Below are 18,770 nucleotides of genomic sequence, written 5' to 3' on the forward strand. Positions count from 1 at the left end.
CCGTGCTATCCCGGTTGTTTCTTTGATGGCAGTTGCCAGCGCAGGAAAATGGGTTCTGTTGCGTACGAATTACCGTCGTCACGCTGCGAGGAAGTCCGTCACGAGCTCGTTGAATCGCGCTGCCTTCTCGATTTGCACCCAATGCCCACAACCCGAGAACATGTGAATTTCGGCGTGAGGAATGAGCCGGAACAGTCGTTCGCTCGTACTCGTCGGGATGACTTGGTCTTCCCGTCCGTGGACGATCAGCGTCGGCTGTTGCAGCGCGGACAGCTTCTCGTCAGGGACTGCCAGGGCTTCGATGCTTCGCTGCCGGGGCGCCGGGAACATCTGGCTGAACGTTTCCTGGTATCCCGGCCTGACGCTGGCCTGGAAGCGGGACTCGGCCAGAGAATCGCTGAGAAGACTGTGGTCGTATGCGAAGGTCCGGAGCAGGTCGCGCATGTTCTCCTTGGAGGGCTGATAGCCCCAGACCGCATCAAGACCAGGAGTCAGTTCGAACGGCACGCCCACGCTGCCCATCAGGATGATTTTTCGCACCCGCACGGGATGGGTCGTTGCCAGCCACAGTGCAAGCGCGCCGCCAAAGGAATTGCCGATGACGTCGACTTCGGAGAGGTTGAGGGCATCCATGAAGCCAACCAGATGCTGCAGCCAAAGCTCCCGGCCATAGCAGGCGCCATCGGGGCGCTCGGTATAGCCGAATCCGGCGATATCGGGGGCGATGGGCCTGCAGGACTGCGCCAGTCCCGGCAACGTGAGGCGCCAGTTCGCCCACGCCGTGACACCGGGGCCAGAGCCGTGAATAAGCAGCACAGGCCGGCCGCTACCTTTGTCGTGGTAGTTGGTGACAATGCCGGCGGCACGCACGGAGCGTCCGATTTCCGGATCGTTCGATTTCGCTGTTGCGTCTTGCATTTCGTCCTCTTCAAGGCGAAGTTGTCCCTTGCGACGCACGCACGGTGCTCGCTACGGGTTGGTGATGCAGTGATTGCGCAGTGCTGCCTGACGCCGGCTAGGCCTGAGTCCTTGGTGAAAGGACTCACGTCAGACGCACCGTGAGACGGATTGCGCGTCAGGTATAGATCTCGATGAAGTCGGGCCTGGGCTCGCCGTGGTGAAAGAAAATGCCGCGCCAGAGCTCCTCGGCATGCCAGGTGATCGTTGGCATGTCGGGCTGTGCGTAGTACCCGAGGCTGGCGAACATCTCATTGCGGTTCCCCGAAGGATCGAAGAAGTACGTGGTCTGCCCGCGCGTGATGCCATGGCGCTGCGGCGTGACGTCCATTTTTACGCGATGCTTGCCAAGGATGTCCGTCGCGCGAAGCAGGTCGTGCCAGCTATCGAGGTAGAAGGCGATATGGTGCAGGCCCGCGACCGGACCGCCAGCCATCGCCAGATCGTGGGGCTTGTTACCGCGGAACAGCCATGCCGCCGCCTGCACCGAGTGATCGGGACCTGCAAGGACCTGCTCGGCAAGATAGAAGTCCAGAGCCTCCTTGAGGAAGCGCACGTTGTCGGCCACCGTATTGACGCCGGCATCGAGGTCGACCGGGCACATCAGCATCACGTGGTCCAACCAGTGCACGCCCGCGCCCTGCAAGCCGTCCGGCCAGGGTTCCGGATCGATGGTCCCGACACTCTTGCCCCGGAATTCCTTCTCGGCGTACAGGTACATCACGTGGCCACTTGGGAGCGCAAAGCTGATGGTCTTGCCGCAGCGACCGAGATGTCCGGCGGCATGCCGTAACACGGCAATACCCCAAGCTTCAACGCGCGCAGCAAGCGTCTCGAGATCCGCCTCCTGATGCACCTTGTAGGCGATGTGCTCCACGCCTGCGCGGTCCGATTCGGTCAGCTTGAGCGAATAGAGATCCCATTCGTCCCATCCCTTCAGGTAGATCGATCCATCGTCGTCGACGTGGCTTTGCAGCAAGCCGAGTACCTTCGTGTAGTGGTGCATGGCTCGGTCGATGTCGAGAACGCGCAGTGCCACATGGCCAATTCGCAGGATGCCCATTTGTTGTCTCCTAGTGTTCTTCGCCACCGTCAGTGACGCGCGGCGGCGAGGCGCTGTCTGGCGCCGCCCAGTAGTTCGATGACGAGATTCGAATGCGGGTACACCTGGCATGCGAGGACGTCGTTGCGCTGCCTAGATGCCGGATCCACATGCGCGCGGCTCATGGCGCCGCATGCATAGCTCCCCGAGACGATCCGCACCTTGCACACCCCGCAACCGCCGCCATGGCAGCCGGAGCGAATAGCCGCCGAACCCGATGCCAGGGCCGACCGCAGCAACGGTTGGTCCGGCGGGCAAGCGAAGGCTTCACCGGTGTCGACGATAAGAGCCTGATGCGTGGGCCTGTCAGTTCGCTGGCAGCCCGGCGACGCACGGGCGGCTGCCGCCGTATCTTGATTCCACTGGACGGGGATGCGCACGAATCCGGCCATCTCCTCCTCGATCCCAAGGCGGTGCAGGTTCTCCATCAGACGGCCGAAGCGCCCAGCTTCATCGCGCCGGTTCCCGAGGCATATCGCGCTCTTCAGGCAGGCCGTGGACAGAAGCGCCGAAGTTTCGCTTACCTCGATCGCGATGCCATCTAGGGCAGCACGCATGGGTTGCAACGCGCTCGGGGGGTGGTGAACCAGGATCGCGCACTGCCGGATATCCAATGGTTCGGCGGTCGTGACGCGCCATTGCTTGTCCACTACCAGATACATCGCTGTCTCCTGCTCATGCATCGCCGGTCTTAGCCGGGAGTGCGCTCTTCGTGTTTGACTGATGGGTTCATCAGTTGTGATTGAATAATCAGCGACGACGGATGTCAAAGAGGGTTTACCCTCACCAAAAAAAGTTGTGGACTGATTAAATCATCAACTATGATCGATTCATCAGGTTACTGCGAATGGCCGCACCTGTAGACCGGGCAGCGGCGACAGGAGACGAAAAATGGTTGTGGCGAAAGAGTTTCGGGAGGCGATGGCGCGCCTCGGTGCGGCAGTGAATGTGATCACCACAGACGGCCCTGCGGGCAGGGGTGGATTCACGGCTTCGGCGGTATGCAGCGTGACGGATACCCCCCCGACGCTTCTGGTCTGCATGAATCAGGGCAGCTTCCAGTACGAACGCTTTGCGTCCAACGGCGTCCTGTGCGTCAACGTCTTGGGGGCCGAGCAGGAGCATCTGTCCCGCCTGTTCAGCGGGCAGTACGAGGCGGGCATTGACGAGCGTTTCGCACAGACGTCGTACGGCTCACTGGCGACAGGCTCACCCACGGTGGCGGGCAGCACAGTCTCTTTCGACTGCGAAATCGACCGTGTCGAGACCGTGGGAACTCATGGGGTCTTTCTGTGCCGGGTGGTCGGCATCAGCAAGGGACCGCAGGCGGCAGGCCTGCTCTATTTCAACCGCGAATATCATCGGGTGCGCAGCGCGCGGGAGCAAGGGCAGGACGCCAATGCCGCTCGGGCCAACTGATTTGCAGCCGAACCCAGACGTCCCGTGAGTCGGTGCAGCCGCGGACATGGCGGATCAGGTTCTCTTGCCAATACAATGGAAGATCCTCTTCGCCGGAAAACGCATCTTCGGCGGTGCCCGCCCACCTGGCGAATCCGCCGATCTGGACACTGAGATGGACGAACCGAGAAAACAACAAGCATCATCGAGCGGGAACGCTGCCGGAAAGAAGGCACCTGTAAAGACTGCAACGCGAGGACGCAAGCCGAAGGAGATGCGCACCGATGTGCCGGTCACTCCGGATGCCCCGTTGACTCGTGGCGCCCGTTCACGCCTCGCCACGCAAAGCAAGCTGATCGAGGCTGCGCATTCTCTGATGGCAGAGAAAGGCTTCGAACAATGCACGATCGAAGAGATCACGCGGCTGGCCGATGTGGGCTTTGGCAGCTTCTACAACCACTTCGAATCAAAGGACGATATCGCCCGAGCGGTATTTTCACAGCGCGCGGTGGAGATCGGGCTCATCACCGATGACATCTCCGGCAGAGAGTCCGACAAGGCCGTGGCAATCAGCTACATCCAGCGTATGTTCTTGACCAAGGCGGTGCACGACCCGGTGTGGGGCCGTTTCATCGTCCGGGCCCAGGATTCGCAGCGGCAAATGAACGAAACCTTTGTGGTGCGGGCCGCTTGCGACATCGGGATGGGTGTCGAACAGAAGCGCTTCACGATCCCGTGTGTCGAAACGGCGGCTGACATTACCATTGCCGCCCTGATCAGCGGAATGAGCAGGATCCTGGCCGGCGGGCCAAGCGAACAGATAACCGCCGAGACAATCGAGTGCCTGATGCGCCTTTACGGCATCAAACCGCAAGAGGCGGGTAGGCTCGCCACGCTGCCTTTGCCTGAATACGTTGTCGCGCGCTTCTCGCAGCCGACAGCGTAAAAAGGAAAAATGTCCCAGTCGGTCGAACAACTGCCGAGGCGGATGGGTGCGCGGATGACCGTTTGACTTGGGATAGCCGCCGTTGAGGCAGCCCAAATTCGAATGGCGGAAAAGGGTCGTTCTGAGCCATCTGATTCGGGCCGACAAGGCGCCGCGTCACCTGCACAATTGATCCGCCGCTGGCCGGGGTCGGGTTCGCGTGCAGGTAGCCGGTGTCGTACCAGAAGCGGTAGCAGCTCGCCACCACCGCCAACGCGCGGCTGCGGGTCGCCTCCGCCAGCGGCCGGTTGCCGGGCGCGACGGTATTGCCACGGTCGTCACCGTGCGCAAGCGCCCGCGCTCCCAGTACTCAACCGCCGCGTCGTGTGCGAGCAGCAGCTTGAGCACGGCCGGCTGCGCGGCCTTGGCCTCGGCCAGCGAGCCGTAGCGGCGCTTGACGCGCGCCAGCGTCCAGTGCGCATAGACCGGGTGCCCCAGCGCCTCGGCCAAGTAGGCCAGTGCTGCCTCCACCGTCGGCGGCAGGGGGCGCGGCGGGATCGTGGCCGTATCGATCCAGTCGGCCGGGTTCATGACTGGGCCCCTCGTTTGGCGCTCGCCTTGGGCGCCGATTTGGCCGATCCGGGCCTGGCGGCCTTGGCAGCGGGCGCCGCGGCCGCGAGCGTGGCGTGCAGTAGCTCGTCCAGTTGCGCGCGCTGGCTGGCGGTCACCGCCTTGAGCGCGCTCGCCTCGCCGGCAGCGGTCTGGCGCGCGGCGCGCTCGCTAGCCAGGTCCGCCTCGAGGCGCCCCCGCACGTCCTCGAGTGAGGCCAGGCGCCGCTCGGCGAACTTCAGTTGCGAGGTGAACTGGCCGCGCTCGGCCTGCAGCGCGTCGCGCTGGTGCGCGGTCTCCTGCAGCAGTTGTTTGGACAGCGCCTCGTAGCGCGCTTGCGCGGTGGCGATGGCCTCGGCCTGGGCGCGCTCACCGGCCGCCACGCGGTCCTGGGCGGCGCCTAGCGCCGCTTCCAGCTCACCGCTGCGCGCGGCGAGTTGCTCGGCGCGGGTCCGTTCGGCCGCCAGGCCGGCGCGCGCCTCGGCCAGATCGGTATCGCGCGCAGCCAGCTGGCCGCGCACCTCGGTCAACTCCTGACGCAGCAGCTCGACCCGCAGCTCGGCCTCGGCGCGCGCCGACTGTGCGGCCTCCGCGGTCTGCTGCGCCTCGCGCTTGAGGCGCACCACGTCGTCGAGCTGCACCGCGACCGCGGCCTGCCACAGCGCGCGCATCTGTTCGGCGATCTCGGGCGGGAGCTCGGGGATCGCGAGCTCCGTGAGGCCCGCGCGCACCACCTCGGCCTCGATCGCGTTGAGCGTGCGCGACAGCGTCGCCGGGTCGCCGCCGCCCAGGCGCGCGCGCAGCTTGCGCACCGAGACCGCGCGGCGAAAGCGCGCGGCGGTGGGCGGCGCCGCGTCGCCGGCCTCGGTGAGCATGGCCAGCACGGTGGCGCGGATCTGTTCGGGGGTGGCGGTGAGGCGGGGCATGGCAGCGTCCGGGCGGGATTTTCAGGCTATCTTACGCACGTTACTAACGTTAGGAAAGCCATTTTTGTTTGGCTTGTGGAAGCCAAGACCGATAAATCCCCATTATCTCGCCGAAACCGGCACCGAAGCACCGCTGACTGGCCGGGCAGGCCTCAAGGGGCCCACTAACGGTGGAAAGACACGGAAAAAAGACCAGTCAGCAAGTGACTGATTTGATGGGGGTTTCAGACGGGCATCGCCCGGAAACCCGCATGCGGCCTAGAGGTGGCTAACCCGGTAAATTGCATGGGAATCAAGGGGACCCCAACTTGGGAGGAAGCTCAGGATAAGCACCGGCGGGTAATCGAAAAAGTGCGCCGCAGGCTACCACACAAAGGCGCGGTGTCGGACGGCGCCTGATACCGTCACGGCGCAGGCAGGGCAGAGACTAGCTCCATAAACTTCAGGAGACAGCCATGCCTGGACATGACATCCACGTCGTACCGGCCGGAGACCGCTGGGCAGTTGAGGCTGAAGGCGGTCACGGCCGCGAAACGTTCGATACACAGGACGAAGCGATCGCCGCCGGAACCAGCCGCGCCAAGGAAAAACAGGTCGAGTTGTTCATCCACGGTCGAGACGGACAGATCCGAGAGCGCAATACGTTCGGTCACGACCCACGTGACATCAAGGGTTAATGTCGTGGCCGGCCGCCGCCGGCGTCCGCTTTGGCCGAACTACAGCCGACACTGTTGTGCGAGCTGGCGTGCGTCCGAGTAGTCTCACTATTTCGGTATCTGCAGTCTCACAGATCCGTCCCAGTCTCACCAATTCCGTCTTCCCCCACTCGCAAGTGTGAGGAACCGGAATTCGTGAGACTGCGTTCTCCGAAAAATCAAGGACTTACCCATTAATTCCGTCGCCGCTCGGCCATCTAAGAATCGGAATTAGTGCGACTACCCTGACGCGAAGCACGAATTCGTTGGACTGCCGTCAAGGCCGACAATGGCTTGATGAGGGCAAAGCAATCGAGGTGCCTTGTCCGCTGCGGAGATTCGTAGCGGTCAAGTTGGGCAGTTGCGGGACATACTCGCAGAGACAGGTTTCCCGCCAGAACGATTAGAGCTTGAAGTCACAGAATCTGGCCTTCGGATGGGAAGCCGTAGGAATATTGCCACTCGCTCCGGTCTAGTTCCGGCTCGGCGTGATTGCCATGACCATCGACAGAGCGTTGGCTGCGTGTAGGAGCAAAAAGGCGAGTGGCATGTTCGTCTGCACCCCGCGCTGGACGCACCTCCTAGGCGCTACTGCGAGCGGCGTCCGAGGTTGCGGAGCCACGATGGCGTTGAGGCATCCTTGGGTCTACAAGGAGCAGTCTTTAATTGTTACGACAATCAATATATCATTGAGTCTTGGCCCTTGGCAGACTCCGAGCAGCATGGCACGATCCATCGAATTTGATCGAGATGAGGTTATGGCGCGTGCTGTAGATGCCTTCTGGCGCTATGGCTACGAAGCCTTGCCTGCGAACGTCCTGGCAGGGGAGATGGGCGTGTCAAAGTCTTCCCTTTATAACACCTTCGGGTCAAAGCGGCAGCTGTTTTTGGAAGCCATCGAGATTTATGCAAATGCAAAAGCTCTCGCCATTCGAAATGCTTCCGAGGCACCGAGATTGCAGGAACAACTTCGAGGGATCCTTTTGCATATTGTAAAAGACAATGATGGCGGCCGTGGATGTCTCCTCGTAAATACTTCCATAGAATTTGGCTTGCATGACCCCGAGGTGCGTCGGTTAGTCCGAGCCGGATTCCAATCCATTAAGGCTGCGTTTGAATTTCTATTCATTGCCGGCCAGCGATCTGGGCAATTTAAAAGAGATATAGACCCCGCAATTTTGGCGATGACGCTAATTGCCGGCATTGCCGGGCTGCGGGTGCTGGCAAAAGCAGGTTACACAGAGCGTCAATTGTCCCCTGTGATTGATAATCTTATGCGCATTGCAGCATAATTTTTTGCGTCTTTTTGGACTGCATCGACCAGAATAAACAATACTACTTGTACACCAGGTGACACGATGACTCTATGCGCCCGTCTCTCCTTGCCTCTTGTGACCTTGGATACAGCAAGCCCCAATGCCAAGGATATTCTCGACGGTATTAGGGACGAGGTTGGCAGTATCCCAAATATGTATGCGGCGATGGCCAACGCACCGGGGTTGTTTGATGCATACCTTTATAGCTACACCCAATTCCGCCTGGAGTGTTCCCTGACGCCACTGGAACAAGAGGTGATACTTCTGGCGCTATCCGTTGCCAACGGCAGCTCCTACTCAGTGGCGATGCATAGCGGCATCGCCACTACAGTCATCAACGCGTCCCCAGAAGTTGTAAATGCAATTCGTGATGGGGGGAGCCTATTGGACGCAAGGCTTCGTGCGCTGGTGGGATTCACCCAAGCGATGTTCGTCCATCGAGGGCGACCGAGCCCAATCGAGCTAAAAGCATTTCTCGATGCTGGCTATAGTCAGAAGAATGTCTTGGACATCATTCTAGCCATAGCAATCACGACGCTCAGCAACTATACCAATCACGTATTCGAAACGGAGCTGGATGGCTGCTTCCGACATTTTTACTGGATTCCACCCTGTTAATCTTCATATGCAATCGCGTAGTTAACCATTTCACGTGGAAGGAATTTTGTTTTTTGCGTTATCCGTCAGGAGACGCAGACACAGCATGAAGGGCGAAATCAAGCCAAGGAAGAATTTAATTATGAAAGTGGAAGTCAGCGATGTTGATCGACTCGTTTTTGGTTTCAATACATTGAATTTCCTGGATTTCGCGTGGTTACACGAACGGATGGCGGACGCGAATCCGAAATTTGAAAAGGACCACGCAGCACGCTTCAGAGAGGTGTTCCCGGACCTTCCATTCACGCCGGAGTGGCTGGCCCAGGCGTGGTCACTATATGCGTTGTATGCGCCACGTCGCCCACAAGACCTTGAGCGTGAGGTTACCTTTCTGCATTTTATTCTTGGGCTTCAGGAGGCTCGGCCGAAGCAGACAGCTTACTCGGCGGCCGTATCGCGGATAGCCATGAAAAAAGGAGCGAAACGCGCACATCAGATACTAAATATTGTCACGATTTTTCACGAGAGCGACGGTATATTACCCATGCCGACGCCGGCCCAGTGAAACGGTTAATGCCCCAAATTGTAATTCCTTGTGTGAAGAGAGCCGCACATGTAATATTTTTCTAACGATGTTGCTTCCTGTTTCCCGATTGAAGTTGTTGGCAGCTACGTCACAATGCGTGCTTGTTTACCAAACAACGAGGGATCACACGAGGTTTCTCGCTGCCGATGCAGCCAATCGTGTGGTTTGAACTTGGTCTGCGGCAGCAATGATGGAGACAAGTATATTCGTCGTGCGCCCCGCGTGGTTTACTAAAAATGGATTCCGGCAGGATGGGGATGGCTAGAACACGTCTACATATTGGGCCTGTTGCAGCAGTGGATGAGCAACCACTGCTTACGCTCGAACGCTGGAGGGTGTATGAAACAAATCGCGGTGATCGCCATTTCGTCGGATATTGCGTGGAAATGCATGATGGCCGCGTGACAACTGCGATTCTTTCGTTCAATGCTAGTACGAAAACTGGCGTTACGACGAGCGGGCGGCAATATTTTCTGAAAGGCTGGCCCTGCTTTGATAGCGCTGCAGAGCATGTCTGGTCCTTCTACTCATTGCAGAATGAGGTAACCGAGACAAAAGATGTCAGTCTGGAATACTTGTCGTCAGACCCTTGATGGCCTGACTTCGAGTTCCATACTACGTCCGCGTGCATGACAAGCTGGCTGACGAAGCTGTCGCACGTGCCCGCCGCGGGGCAGGGAATAGGACTCGAGCTTCCGGTGGAGACCAAATCGACCATCATGCTGGGCGCTCCCGTGGAAAATCCGGCGGACGTTTCCATACCATTGCAGCACCCTCCGCGTCGTGGATACCGCTGGCCGTTACATTAGTCTAATCTTTCATTTATTCTCATACCCGGAATCGGGGGCATCATTTTGGACATAGTTTGGGACATATATTGCACGGACGGCGCAATTGACTGAGGCAGTTCAATATGGCTGCGGCGAGCGGAACTCTGGAGAACTCTTATGAAGTGTCCCCCGGTATTGGCGACCGAGGCAGAACGACTAGAGGCGCTGTCCGGGTATGGGCTGGAAAGCGATAGACCGTTGCCCAGCCTGGACCCAGTGGTCAAAATTGCCGCACGTGTTTTCAAGATGCCTGTTGCAGCGGTGAACATGATCGGCAGCGATCATGTCTTCTTTGCGGCAAGCACTGGTCTCGAGGGTGCACAAGTCGACATGAGCCGCGACGTTTCGTTCTGTGCGCACGCAATCACCCGGAACGAAGTCATGGTGGTGCCGGACGCCACGCTAGACGAACGCTTTTTCGACAACCCATTGGTCACGGGGCCGACCAACCTGCGCTTCTACGCCGGCGTCCCCCTGATGTCGCCCGATGGCCATGCCGTAGGGGCGCTCTGCGTGATTGATGGGCAGCCGCACCGCGATTTCTCAGAGGAAGACTGCGAGCGTCTGCGCGAGCTGGCCAAAATGGCAGCGGACAGGCTGGAGTTGCGCCGCATCGAAATTGCAGCGCAGGCGGTACGGCGGCGTTCCTCGGAGCCGTTGACCGAAGACCAGCCCACTGCCGTCGTGCAGTTCAATGAGCGAGGGGATGTCGTCGCCTGGAACGACGCTGCTGCTGCCCTGTATGGATACAAGCCGAGCGAGGGCCCCGGCCGAGCCTTGGACAGCCTGTTCCCCGAGCGAGAGCGGGCGGCATTTTGCCAGCTGGTTTCGCGCGCGGAGGCTGGTCCGGTCGACGAACCGTCCATGCTAGCGGAACTGCGCGGCCTGCGCAAAGACGGAACGGAATTCCTTCTCGGGTTGTCCCTAACTTGCCTGCGCACGAACGCAGACCTGACGTTCAACGCCCATCTTCAGGACCTAACAGCGCTGCGGCGTGAGGAACAGGCGTTGCAACGGCTTGCGAACATCGACATGCTCACCCGACTCGCCAACCGAGCGTGTTTCTACCGGCGCGTGGAAGAGGCACTCACGCTCGCGTTGCCGGCAGCAGTAGTCATGGTCGACCTCGATGGGTTCAAGGACCTCAACGCCACGCTTGGCCACGCGGTAGGCGATGGAATCCTCTGCGAGGTGGCTCGCCGCCTGGAGAAGACCGTGGGCCCGAAAGAGACGGTCGCGCGGATCAGCGGAGACGAGTTCGCTATCCTGCTGCCCGAATGCGACAGTGCCGGGCAGGCGAAGGATTTCGCTCATACGGTGATTGCCAATATGGCCGAGCCGATCATCAGCGACGGTCATGTGGTGCGGCTATCGGTCAGTTGCGGCGTGGCCATCGCGCCGCTCCATGCACGGGAAGCGTTGGAACTGATCGGCAATGCGGACTTGGCTCTATTCAAGGCAAAGAGCATCGGCCATGGCCAGTCGTTCGTCTTCGCCACCGAGTTACGGAATGAAGCGGTCGCGCGCCGGCTCTACAGTCTCGAGTTGCATCGTGCAGTCAGCGACGGTGAATTCGTTCTCTTCTATCAACCGCAGATCCGCCTGGCCGACGGCTCGCTCACCGGTGCCGAGGCACTGATTCGCTGGCTGCATCCGCAGCATGGCCTTCTGTCTCCTGCGGCTTTCCTCCCCGCGTTGGAAGAGGGGGCGCTCGCCGTAAGTGCTGGATCGTGGATTCTTGATGAAGCCTGTGCGCAGGCAGCGCAATGGCGCAGAAGTGGCGCGACAGATTTCCGTATTGGCGTCAACCTGTTTGGCGCCCAGCTTCGCGCGGAAGACATTGCTTCACAGGTCTTTTCCGTCCTGGAGCGGCATGGCCTGCCACCGCAGGCGCTCGAGCTAGAAGTCACCGAAAACATTGTGCTCGATGGAAACGAGTTGGCGTTGGATTCGCTTCAGCGCTTGCGGGACCACGGCGTGGGGATTGCCTTCGACGATTTCGGAACCGGCTACGCATCGCTCAGCCTGCTCAAACGCTTCCCACTTACCCGGATCAAGATCGACCGTTCCTTCGTGCAACAAATACATGAATCAAATCGGGACGCTGCCATCGTCCGCGCGCTGCTCGATATGGCACGGAGTTTCGGCCTGGAGACGATTGCCGAGGGGGTCGAAACCGAAGAGCAACGTGACACTCTGCACCGCCTTGGGTGTGAAGAGGGGCAGGGTTATCTATTCGGTCGCCCCTTACCAGCGCTGCAATTTGCCGAAGTGTTCGAAATCGGGCCACGCATTGGTCGCCTTTGATGGCCTGAATCGCCATGAGGCGGTCGTGTTCAAGGTGTTGGCCGACATTCCTTATTGATGGAGCGGGAGTATCCCGTCGACCATGTTCCCGTTTGGGCAAGGGTGCAGCGGACGACGGATACGACAGGTGAGCCAACTAGGTTTGGGCACGCGCGAGATGGACTTCTCTCGCCGGCCCACTGGCCCGGCCCTCCCTCGGGCGCCTTAAGCTTCGCCAAATCCGGCAAAGCTCCAATCCAGTCAGCACTTGCTGACATGATTCTGACGTGTACTGTGACCTTAGGGAGACATCATCCGCAAGCCGATTGGGTATTGCACAAGCGCACCCAGGCGCCAACGTGTTTCGCAGGGCTGCAACGCCGGATCCCCTTGCTGCTGATCGCTCGAGACGGCAGGAAGTGGGCGAATCCGCATGCGGCTCGCATTGGACAGTGCACGGGACCCTATGTATTTGTTGTGTAACATTTCCGGTCTTTCTGTCAAACAGCCTTTGGCAACGGGACGAACCGATGCTATAAAGCGTCCTTGAACCTCGTTACAGTTGGTTACTAATGTAACGAAACGTTAGAGATTTGCACGGCGCTTTGCGGTCGCTCTGCATCTTTGTACGTTGTGACGCGCCAGCACTTGGTAGAAAAAAATGGAAAAAGCTACTAGCGGATTTCTGGATGAGATCAGGGAAGTTAACCTGGCCTATCTGCTGCTCGCGCAACAACTTGTGCGCCAGAACCAGATAGAAGCCATGTACCGGCTCGGTGTTGGCAAGGAAATCGCTGACATCCCTGCCAAGCTCACGCCCGCGCAACTGGTCAAGCTGACGGCATCCAATCTGGTCTTGTGCCGGTTCCGGTTCGACGACCATGCCTTGCTGTCGACGTTTACCCACAACCCGAAGAGTCATGATATGCAGCAGATGCACGCTGCCATCTTGCTGGCCCGCCAGCCGGTGGAGTCCTTCAATTGAGTGCGCTGCTGCAAGCTGCCCCGGCCCGGAGCCTTGCGGCCACTCCGGCGACCAGACGCAAGAGCGTGCTACAGGATGCCAAGCAGACCCAGCTTGCCATTGAGTTGATCGGGCTGGGCGCGCGCTTGCAGGTGTTGGAAGCCGAGACCACGCTTTCGCGCGATCGCCTGATCCGGTTTTACAAAGAGTTGCGCGGGATCTCGCCGCCCAAGGGCATGCTGCCATTCTCGACCGAGTGGTTCACCACTTGGCTGCCAAATATCCATTCGTCGCTGTTCTTCTCCGCCTATCTGTTCATTGTGCAGCAGGGCGAGGCGAGCGGCATCCGTACTGTGGTGGCCCAGCTATCGGCTCTATCTCGAGCAAGTATCGCTGCTCGGCGGCGAGATTGTCTTAAGTTTCACCCGTGCCTGGACGTTAGAGTACGGTTTATCGAGCGCAATATGCTGCAGCTTTCCATCTGCACCTGGTGCAGTGGGCAGTTCGTGACGCATGCATATGAGCCACAGGCGAATTTTGTATGCAGCATGTGCCGCCCCCCGTCGCGCGCAGGCAAGACCAGGAAGCTCTCGCAGCTAACCGTCCTCCTGCTGGTCAGCTGATCCATAGCAGTCGACGCTGCCCCCAACAGACGCCAATGCGATACCACATTGGCGGGCGCGGGACTGAAAAGGGGCCGGGCGCACGCTTTTCTGACGAGATTCCATCATGCTAGTAGCAGCCAGTCACGCGGTCATACGGGCGGCAATGCGTAGCGGGCCCGCTTGACTGGGCGCCGACCAGCTCCCACCAACATTATCCCGGCGGCAGTCTCGATCTACCCCGCAAGCATGGCAAGACCTAGAGGTATGCAAGCACGCCGCGGTCACCAGGAAGGCGATCGCCCTGGCGAGCGATAGAGCCGGCTTGAGCAAATCACTCAAAGCACAAGAGCCATGTTGGCCAACATGGCCGCAGAAATAAGATGATCAGTTCTCCCATATCCGAGACACGAGTCGCCCAGATAGCAAAGCGCCGATATTACCTGCCAGGAGTGGCACTTGTCATAGCGCTTTGGCTCGCGCTTGGAAGCGCTATTGGCTGGGATGCCGACTCCGAGATTCGCACAGCACAGCGCCAGACGGAGGCATTGATTGACGTGCTCGATGCACATACCACGCGGCTGATGCGCGAGGCGGAACAACTGGCCAATCTGGTTGCATGGCAGGTAGAAAAACATGGGGTGCAGCTTCCCATGGATGCGTATGTTAAATCTAATCGAGTCAAACTAGACGTCTTCCTGCAGATAGCCGTCATTGACCGACACGGCATCCTACGCTCTTCCACGGTGCCAGATTTCAAGCCGATCGATCTTTCTGACCGTGAGCATTTTCGCGTCCATCTCGAAAATAGCAGCCGTGGACTATTTATTGGAAAACCTGTATTTGGCCGAGCCAGCGGCAAGCCATCGATTCAACTATCGCGCCGCGTTGAGAATGATAAGGGCGACTTTATTGGCGTGGTCGTTATATCGATGGACCCGGCGTATCTAACACAATTATACGATGATCTTCGGCTCGGCCATCACGGGCTGGTCGCGGTCCTTGGTGAGAATGATTATGTCATACGTGCTCGACGCGCTGGCCCCAAGGATACAGTCGGTACAATCGCGCCGAAGCATAGTGCTCTGCGTCAGGCGCTTAATAACGCACCATCCGGATCCTATCAGTCGGAAAGCTTTATCGATGGTATTGCTCGCATTACCAGTTATAAGAAGCTAGGGGATTATCCGCTTGTTGTTGTCGTCGGATTCTCCAGATTTGAGTATTTAGCCTCGTTCCGAGCACGCCGCGATTTTCTGTTGATCGCTGGTCTTTTGATGACCACGCTCATCCTCTTTGCAAGCACTCGGCAAGCAACGCTATTGCGGCGTGTCGTCGTATCCGGAAACCAGGAGCGCGCTGCGAAAGAGCGCGAGGCGATGAAAGCGGAGCGAGTTGACGCGCTGTTTCAAGCCATTCCCGATGTCGCCTTCGGTCTCTCCCCTGAGGGCAAGTTGGACGGGCTTAACCCTCACTTCCTGAAGCTGCTCGGTGTCTCTAAGGAAGCAATCTGGAATGCGACGTCCTACGATATTGCGGCGGCCTTCTTTCGTAGCGACCTCAGCGCCGACCGCGTTGCCAAGCAGAAGGCCTTGGCAGCTGCGCTGAACAATGTCACGAGTGGTCAGGAATGCCTTAACTTCCGGGTAAAGAACCACACCGTGCTCGTGTACGAAATTCGCCTTGAATCCCGCCGCGGCGGCGGCAGGGTGGTGTTGATTCGCGATATTTCATTGCAGACTCGCGTGAGCGAGAGTGAACGTGACCTCGACATCACGCTTCATGCCATCAACGATGCTGTCATCTCCACCGATGAGCAGGGACGTATCAAGCGGATGAATCCGACGGCCGAAGAGCTTACCGGCTGGCAGAAGAAAGAGGCGTTAGCTCGCCCCCTTAGCGAGGTACTTCGAATCGCCGGTCCAGACTCCAAGCGGGAGGTAATTGACCCGGCACAGGAAATACTTGGTACAGGCATTGATCTGCACTGGGACGGTCTAAGGCTATCGAACGCCAATAGCAACATGCTGCGAGATGTCACGCTCAGTGCTGCGCCGATTCGCGCTGAGGAAGGTGATGTCCGTGGTGTCGTACTTGTGTTGCGGGATGTGAGCCGTGAGTGCGCCAATGCCCGGGCGTTGGAACTCAGCGAAGCGCGCTATCGCCAGCTTATCGAGCTCTTACCATACGCGGTCTTCGTCCAGCGGGCGGGGCGGATCTGCTATGCCAATCCGAAAGCGGTGGAAACGCTCGGAGCGCCGTCACAAGCGTCCTTGCTGGATCGCGATGTGCTTGGTTTTGTCCACGCGGATAGCCAGCGGCTCGTCCAAGACCGCATGCAGCAGCTCCAAGAGGAGCGCATAGCCATGCCGACCGCTGAGGAAGTATGGATAAGACTCGATGGATCAATACTCCAGTGCGAAGTGGCTGCCGCCCCATACGACTGGGATCAGGAACCTGCGGCGCTCGTGCTTCTTCAGGATATCAGCGCGCGGAAGAACGCCGAGGCGCAGCGTGACCGATTCTTCGAACTATCGCTCGATCTGCTCTGCATTGCAGGGATGGACGGCTATTTCAAGCGCGTCAACCCCGCATTCCAGCAGGTGCTCGGCTGGACCACGCAGGAACTCTTGGCCCGACCATTTGCGGAATTCATTCATCCCGATGATCTCCCAGCGACGCACCGCGAGATCGAGCGACACCTGGCGGGAAATCCGACCGAGCACTTCGAAAATCGCTATCTGTGCAAGAATGGCATGGTTCGGTGGCTTGCCTGGAAAGCCGTGCGGGCCGCGGACGGTCTCATCTATGCTACCGCGCGGGACATTACGGATAGCCGTAGGGTGCGCCAACAGCTGGAGCGGGCCAAGTCTGACGCGGAGTCGGCTTCAAGGGCCAAGAGTGCCTTCCTCGCGACGATGAGCCACGAGATCCGCACCCCAATGAATGGGGTCATCGGCATGGTCGAGGTGCTGGCTCAATCGCAGCTGTCCCATGATCAGTCGAATATTATCCGAACAATCCGAGAGTCAGCCGACTCGCTCTTGCGAATCATCGATGACATCCTCGATTTTTCGAAGATAGAGGCCGGCAGGATGGAGATTGAGCGAACCCCCATATCGATCCGACATATAGTCGAGAGTTTATGCGGATCGTTGATGCCGGTTGCTGGAAAGGCGGGAGTGCGACTGACCAATTTTGTCTCGCCAAGGATTCCTGATGTAGTCTTGTCGGACGGCACTCGTCTCCGGCAACTGCTTTATAATTTGGCCGGTAATGCAATCAAGTTCTCCGGTGGCAGAGCCGACCAAAGCGGGCGCGTCGAGATACGTGCAGAGACGGTGAATAGTAACGGCGCCGCTACACAAATTCGTTTCACCATCTCCGATAACGGCATAGGCATGTCCCAGGACACGCTAACAAACCTATTCACGCCATTTACACAAGCAGAAGCCTCAACAACTAGGCGTTTCGGAGGGACCGGCTTGGGCCTTGCCATCTGTCAACGTCTCGTCGAACTGCTGGAGGGTGAGATATCGGTTTCCAGCCAGCCGGGTGAAGGCTCGGTGTTCAGTGTGACGTTGCCATTCGAGATGGCAAAACAACCAGCCCCGCCGCGTGATCCGGCATTACTTGGCATCGATTGTATTCTGGTCGAGAGCCGTCTATTTTCCGCGGAGGATCTTGGCACCTATCTCTCTGACACGGGCGCAAACGTTAGGATTGTGCAGGAGTTTTCAGGTGACCTAAGACATGAAAGAACGCATGATTCAATATTGGTGCTTATCGATGATGGCATGAATGACGCATGTCATCAAAATGGCTGTCTCGAGGACGCGGATGTCAATCGAGATGTTGGACGCGTGGTCATCGCGCGCGCAAAAGAGCGAATTTCCCGGGCTGAGGACGCTAATGTGGTTTTCCTGGGCATTGAGATGCTGGGCTATCAGTCACTCCAGGAAGCTGTGGCAACGGCGGCCGGTCAGGTCTCCTGCGACAAGACGTGCGGCAATAGCAGCCACCAAGATAGACCCTCTACTGGCCCTGAGGAAAGGGATGACTTGGAGCCGCCAAAATCCGGCTTGATTCTTGTCGCTGAAGATGATGCGATCAACCAGCAGGTCATTCTGCGTCAACTTGGCCTGCTTGGATATACCGCCGAGCTGGCCAAGGATGGCAAAGAAGCATTGCTGCTGTGGCGAAGTGGTCGATTCAGCCTGATCCTGACCGACCTCAATATGCCCGAGATGGACGGTTATGAATTGGCCGCTGCCGTGCGGAAGGAGGAGAGCCTTGTCTCGCGCATCCCTATCCTGGCGCTGACGGCAAACGCGCTCCAGGATGAGATGACGCGGGCCAAGGCGGCAGGCTTCGATGGATATCTGACCAAGCCCTTGCACCTGAATCTTCTGAAGGAAGCCTTGGATCAGTCCCTGTCTAGCGTTGGGACTTCTCCGCTACTATTGCCAAAAGAAGAGCAAGCATCGTGGGATAGGCATGCATCGCAGCTAAAGCTGTCGGTGTTGACCGACCTCGTTGGCGACGACCGCGACATCGTCAACGCCTTGCTCTCTGACTATCTGATCGCCTTGAGAGGGCAGACTAAAGAATTGCGCCTGCAGGCCCGTGACGGCAACGCCCGCCAGGTCAGCTTGATTGCCCATAAACTGAAGTCCTCCTCACGCTCGGTAGGAGCGCTAACGCTCGGCGATCTGTGCGCCAAGCTGGAAGGCGCGGGCAAAGCAGAGAATTATGCAGAGATCGATCACTGCATGTCACAGGTAGAGACTGAAGTGCCACTCGTCGAAGCCGCCATCGACGCTTGGCTGGGCCAGGAATCATGAACGCACCACCGGCACACTCGCTGCGATCTTTCCCGTGGATTTGAGATGCCCATAAGTCAGAATGTAGGAGGAATCATGGATTTTATCGTTGCCAATTTGTATGGCTGGCTGCCATACGGAACCCGCCGCGCGT

General features: G+C 58.7%; 15 protein-coding genes. 10 read left to right on the forward strand and 5 right to left on the reverse strand.

Annotated features, from left to right (window positions below):
• Positions 1-78 precede the first annotated feature (78 nt).
• From AC07UK_RS25845 to AC07UK_RS25855, 3 genes are all read right to left on the reverse strand, one after another.
• Positions 79-918 carry an alpha/beta fold hydrolase gene (locus tag AC07UK_RS25845; protein ID WP_494686638.1) on the reverse strand — a complete coding sequence of 280 codons (840 nt, stop codon included), beginning with the start codon at positions 916-918 and terminating at the stop codon, positions 79-81.
• A 157-nt stretch (positions 919-1,075) separates the two neighbouring features.
• Complete coding sequence (locus AC07UK_RS25850) at positions 1,076-2,020, reverse strand: catechol 2,3-dioxygenase (protein ID WP_494686637.1); 945 nt, start codon at positions 2,018-2,020, stop codon at positions 1,076-1,078.
• 29 nt (positions 2,021-2,049) lie between these two features.
• Positions 2,050-2,721, reverse strand: a complete 672-nt coding sequence (locus AC07UK_RS25855) for a 2Fe-2S iron-sulfur cluster-binding protein (protein WP_494686636.1) — start codon at positions 2,719-2,721, stop codon at positions 2,050-2,052.
• 229 nt (positions 2,722-2,950) lie between these two features.
• On the opposite strand from AC07UK_RS25855, the gene AC07UK_RS25860 reads away from it, so the two are divergent.
• Complete coding sequence (locus AC07UK_RS25860) at positions 2,951-3,478, forward strand: flavin reductase (RefSeq protein WP_455286566.1); 528 nt, start codon at positions 2,951-2,953, stop codon at positions 3,476-3,478.
• Positions 3,479-3,524: 46 nt separating this feature from the next.
• Complete coding sequence (locus AC07UK_RS25865) at positions 3,525-4,403, forward strand: TetR/AcrR family transcriptional regulator (protein ID WP_494686635.1); 879 nt, start codon at positions 3,525-3,527, stop codon at positions 4,401-4,403.
• A gap of 156 nt (positions 4,404-4,559) precedes the next feature.
• On the opposite strand, the gene AC07UK_RS25870 is transcribed toward AC07UK_RS25865, so the two are convergent.
• Both AC07UK_RS25870 and AC07UK_RS25875 read right to left on the reverse strand, forming a co-directional pair.
• Positions 4,560-4,973, reverse strand: coding sequence for a hypothetical protein (locus AC07UK_RS25870; RefSeq protein WP_494686634.1), 414 nt, complete (start codon positions 4,971-4,973; stop codon positions 4,560-4,562).
• Entirely contained in the window at positions 4,970-5,917 is a 948-nt protein-coding gene (locus AC07UK_RS25875; RefSeq protein ID WP_494686633.1) for a DNA-binding protein, read from the reverse strand. Before AC07UK_RS25875 ends, AC07UK_RS25870 begins: the two co-directional genes overlap by 4 nt.
• A 455-nt stretch (positions 5,918-6,372) precedes the next feature.
• Here AC07UK_RS25875 and AC07UK_RS25880 point away from each other — a divergent pair, with 455 nt between their 5' ends.
• From AC07UK_RS25880 to AC07UK_RS25915, 8 genes are all read left to right on the forward strand, one after another.
• Complete coding sequence (locus tag AC07UK_RS25880) at positions 6,373-6,594, forward strand: DUF2188 domain-containing protein (RefSeq protein ID WP_494686632.1); 222 nt, start codon at positions 6,373-6,375, stop codon at positions 6,592-6,594.
• Between the two features lie 740 nt (positions 6,595-7,334).
• The gene (locus AC07UK_RS25885) at positions 7,335-7,904 is read left to right on the forward strand and encodes a TetR/AcrR family transcriptional regulator (protein ID WP_494686631.1); all 570 of its coding nucleotides are present in this window, start codon (positions 7,335-7,337) and stop codon (positions 7,902-7,904) included.
• Between the two features lie 66 nt (positions 7,905-7,970).
• The gene (locus AC07UK_RS25890; protein WP_494686630.1) at positions 7,971-8,546 is read left to right on the forward strand and encodes a carboxymuconolactone decarboxylase family protein; all 576 of its coding nucleotides are present in this window, start codon (positions 7,971-7,973) and stop codon (positions 8,544-8,546) included.
• 85 nt (positions 8,547-8,631) lie between these two features.
• Positions 8,632-9,090, forward strand: a complete 459-nt coding sequence (locus AC07UK_RS25895; RefSeq protein WP_494686629.1) for a hypothetical protein — start codon at positions 8,632-8,634, stop codon at positions 9,088-9,090.
• 968 nt (positions 9,091-10,058) lie between these two features.
• On the forward strand, positions 10,059-12,248 hold the full coding sequence (locus tag AC07UK_RS25900; RefSeq protein ID WP_494686628.1) for a putative bifunctional diguanylate cyclase/phosphodiesterase: 2,190 nt from the start codon (positions 10,059-10,061) through the stop codon (positions 12,246-12,248).
• 640 nt (positions 12,249-12,888) lie between these two features.
• Positions 12,889-13,212 carry a flagellar transcriptional regulator FlhD gene (gene flhD / locus AC07UK_RS25905; protein ID WP_494686627.1) on the forward strand — a complete coding sequence of 108 codons (324 nt, stop codon included), beginning with the start codon at positions 12,889-12,891 and terminating at the stop codon, positions 13,210-13,212.
• On the forward strand, positions 13,209-13,814 hold the full coding sequence (flhC, locus tag AC07UK_RS25910; protein WP_494686626.1) for a flagellar transcriptional regulator FlhC: 606 nt from the start codon (positions 13,209-13,211) through the stop codon (positions 13,812-13,814). The genes flhD and flhC overlap by 4 nt, the downstream gene beginning before the upstream one ends.
• A gap of 362 nt (positions 13,815-14,176) precedes the next feature.
• Positions 14,177-18,637, forward strand: a complete 4,461-nt coding sequence (locus AC07UK_RS25915) for a PAS domain S-box protein (RefSeq protein WP_494686625.1) — start codon at positions 14,177-14,179, stop codon at positions 18,635-18,637.
• The last annotated feature ends 133 nt before the right edge of the window (positions 18,638-18,770 follow it).

This window comes from Cupriavidus sp. GW821-FHT07C08 (assembly GCF_059419025.1).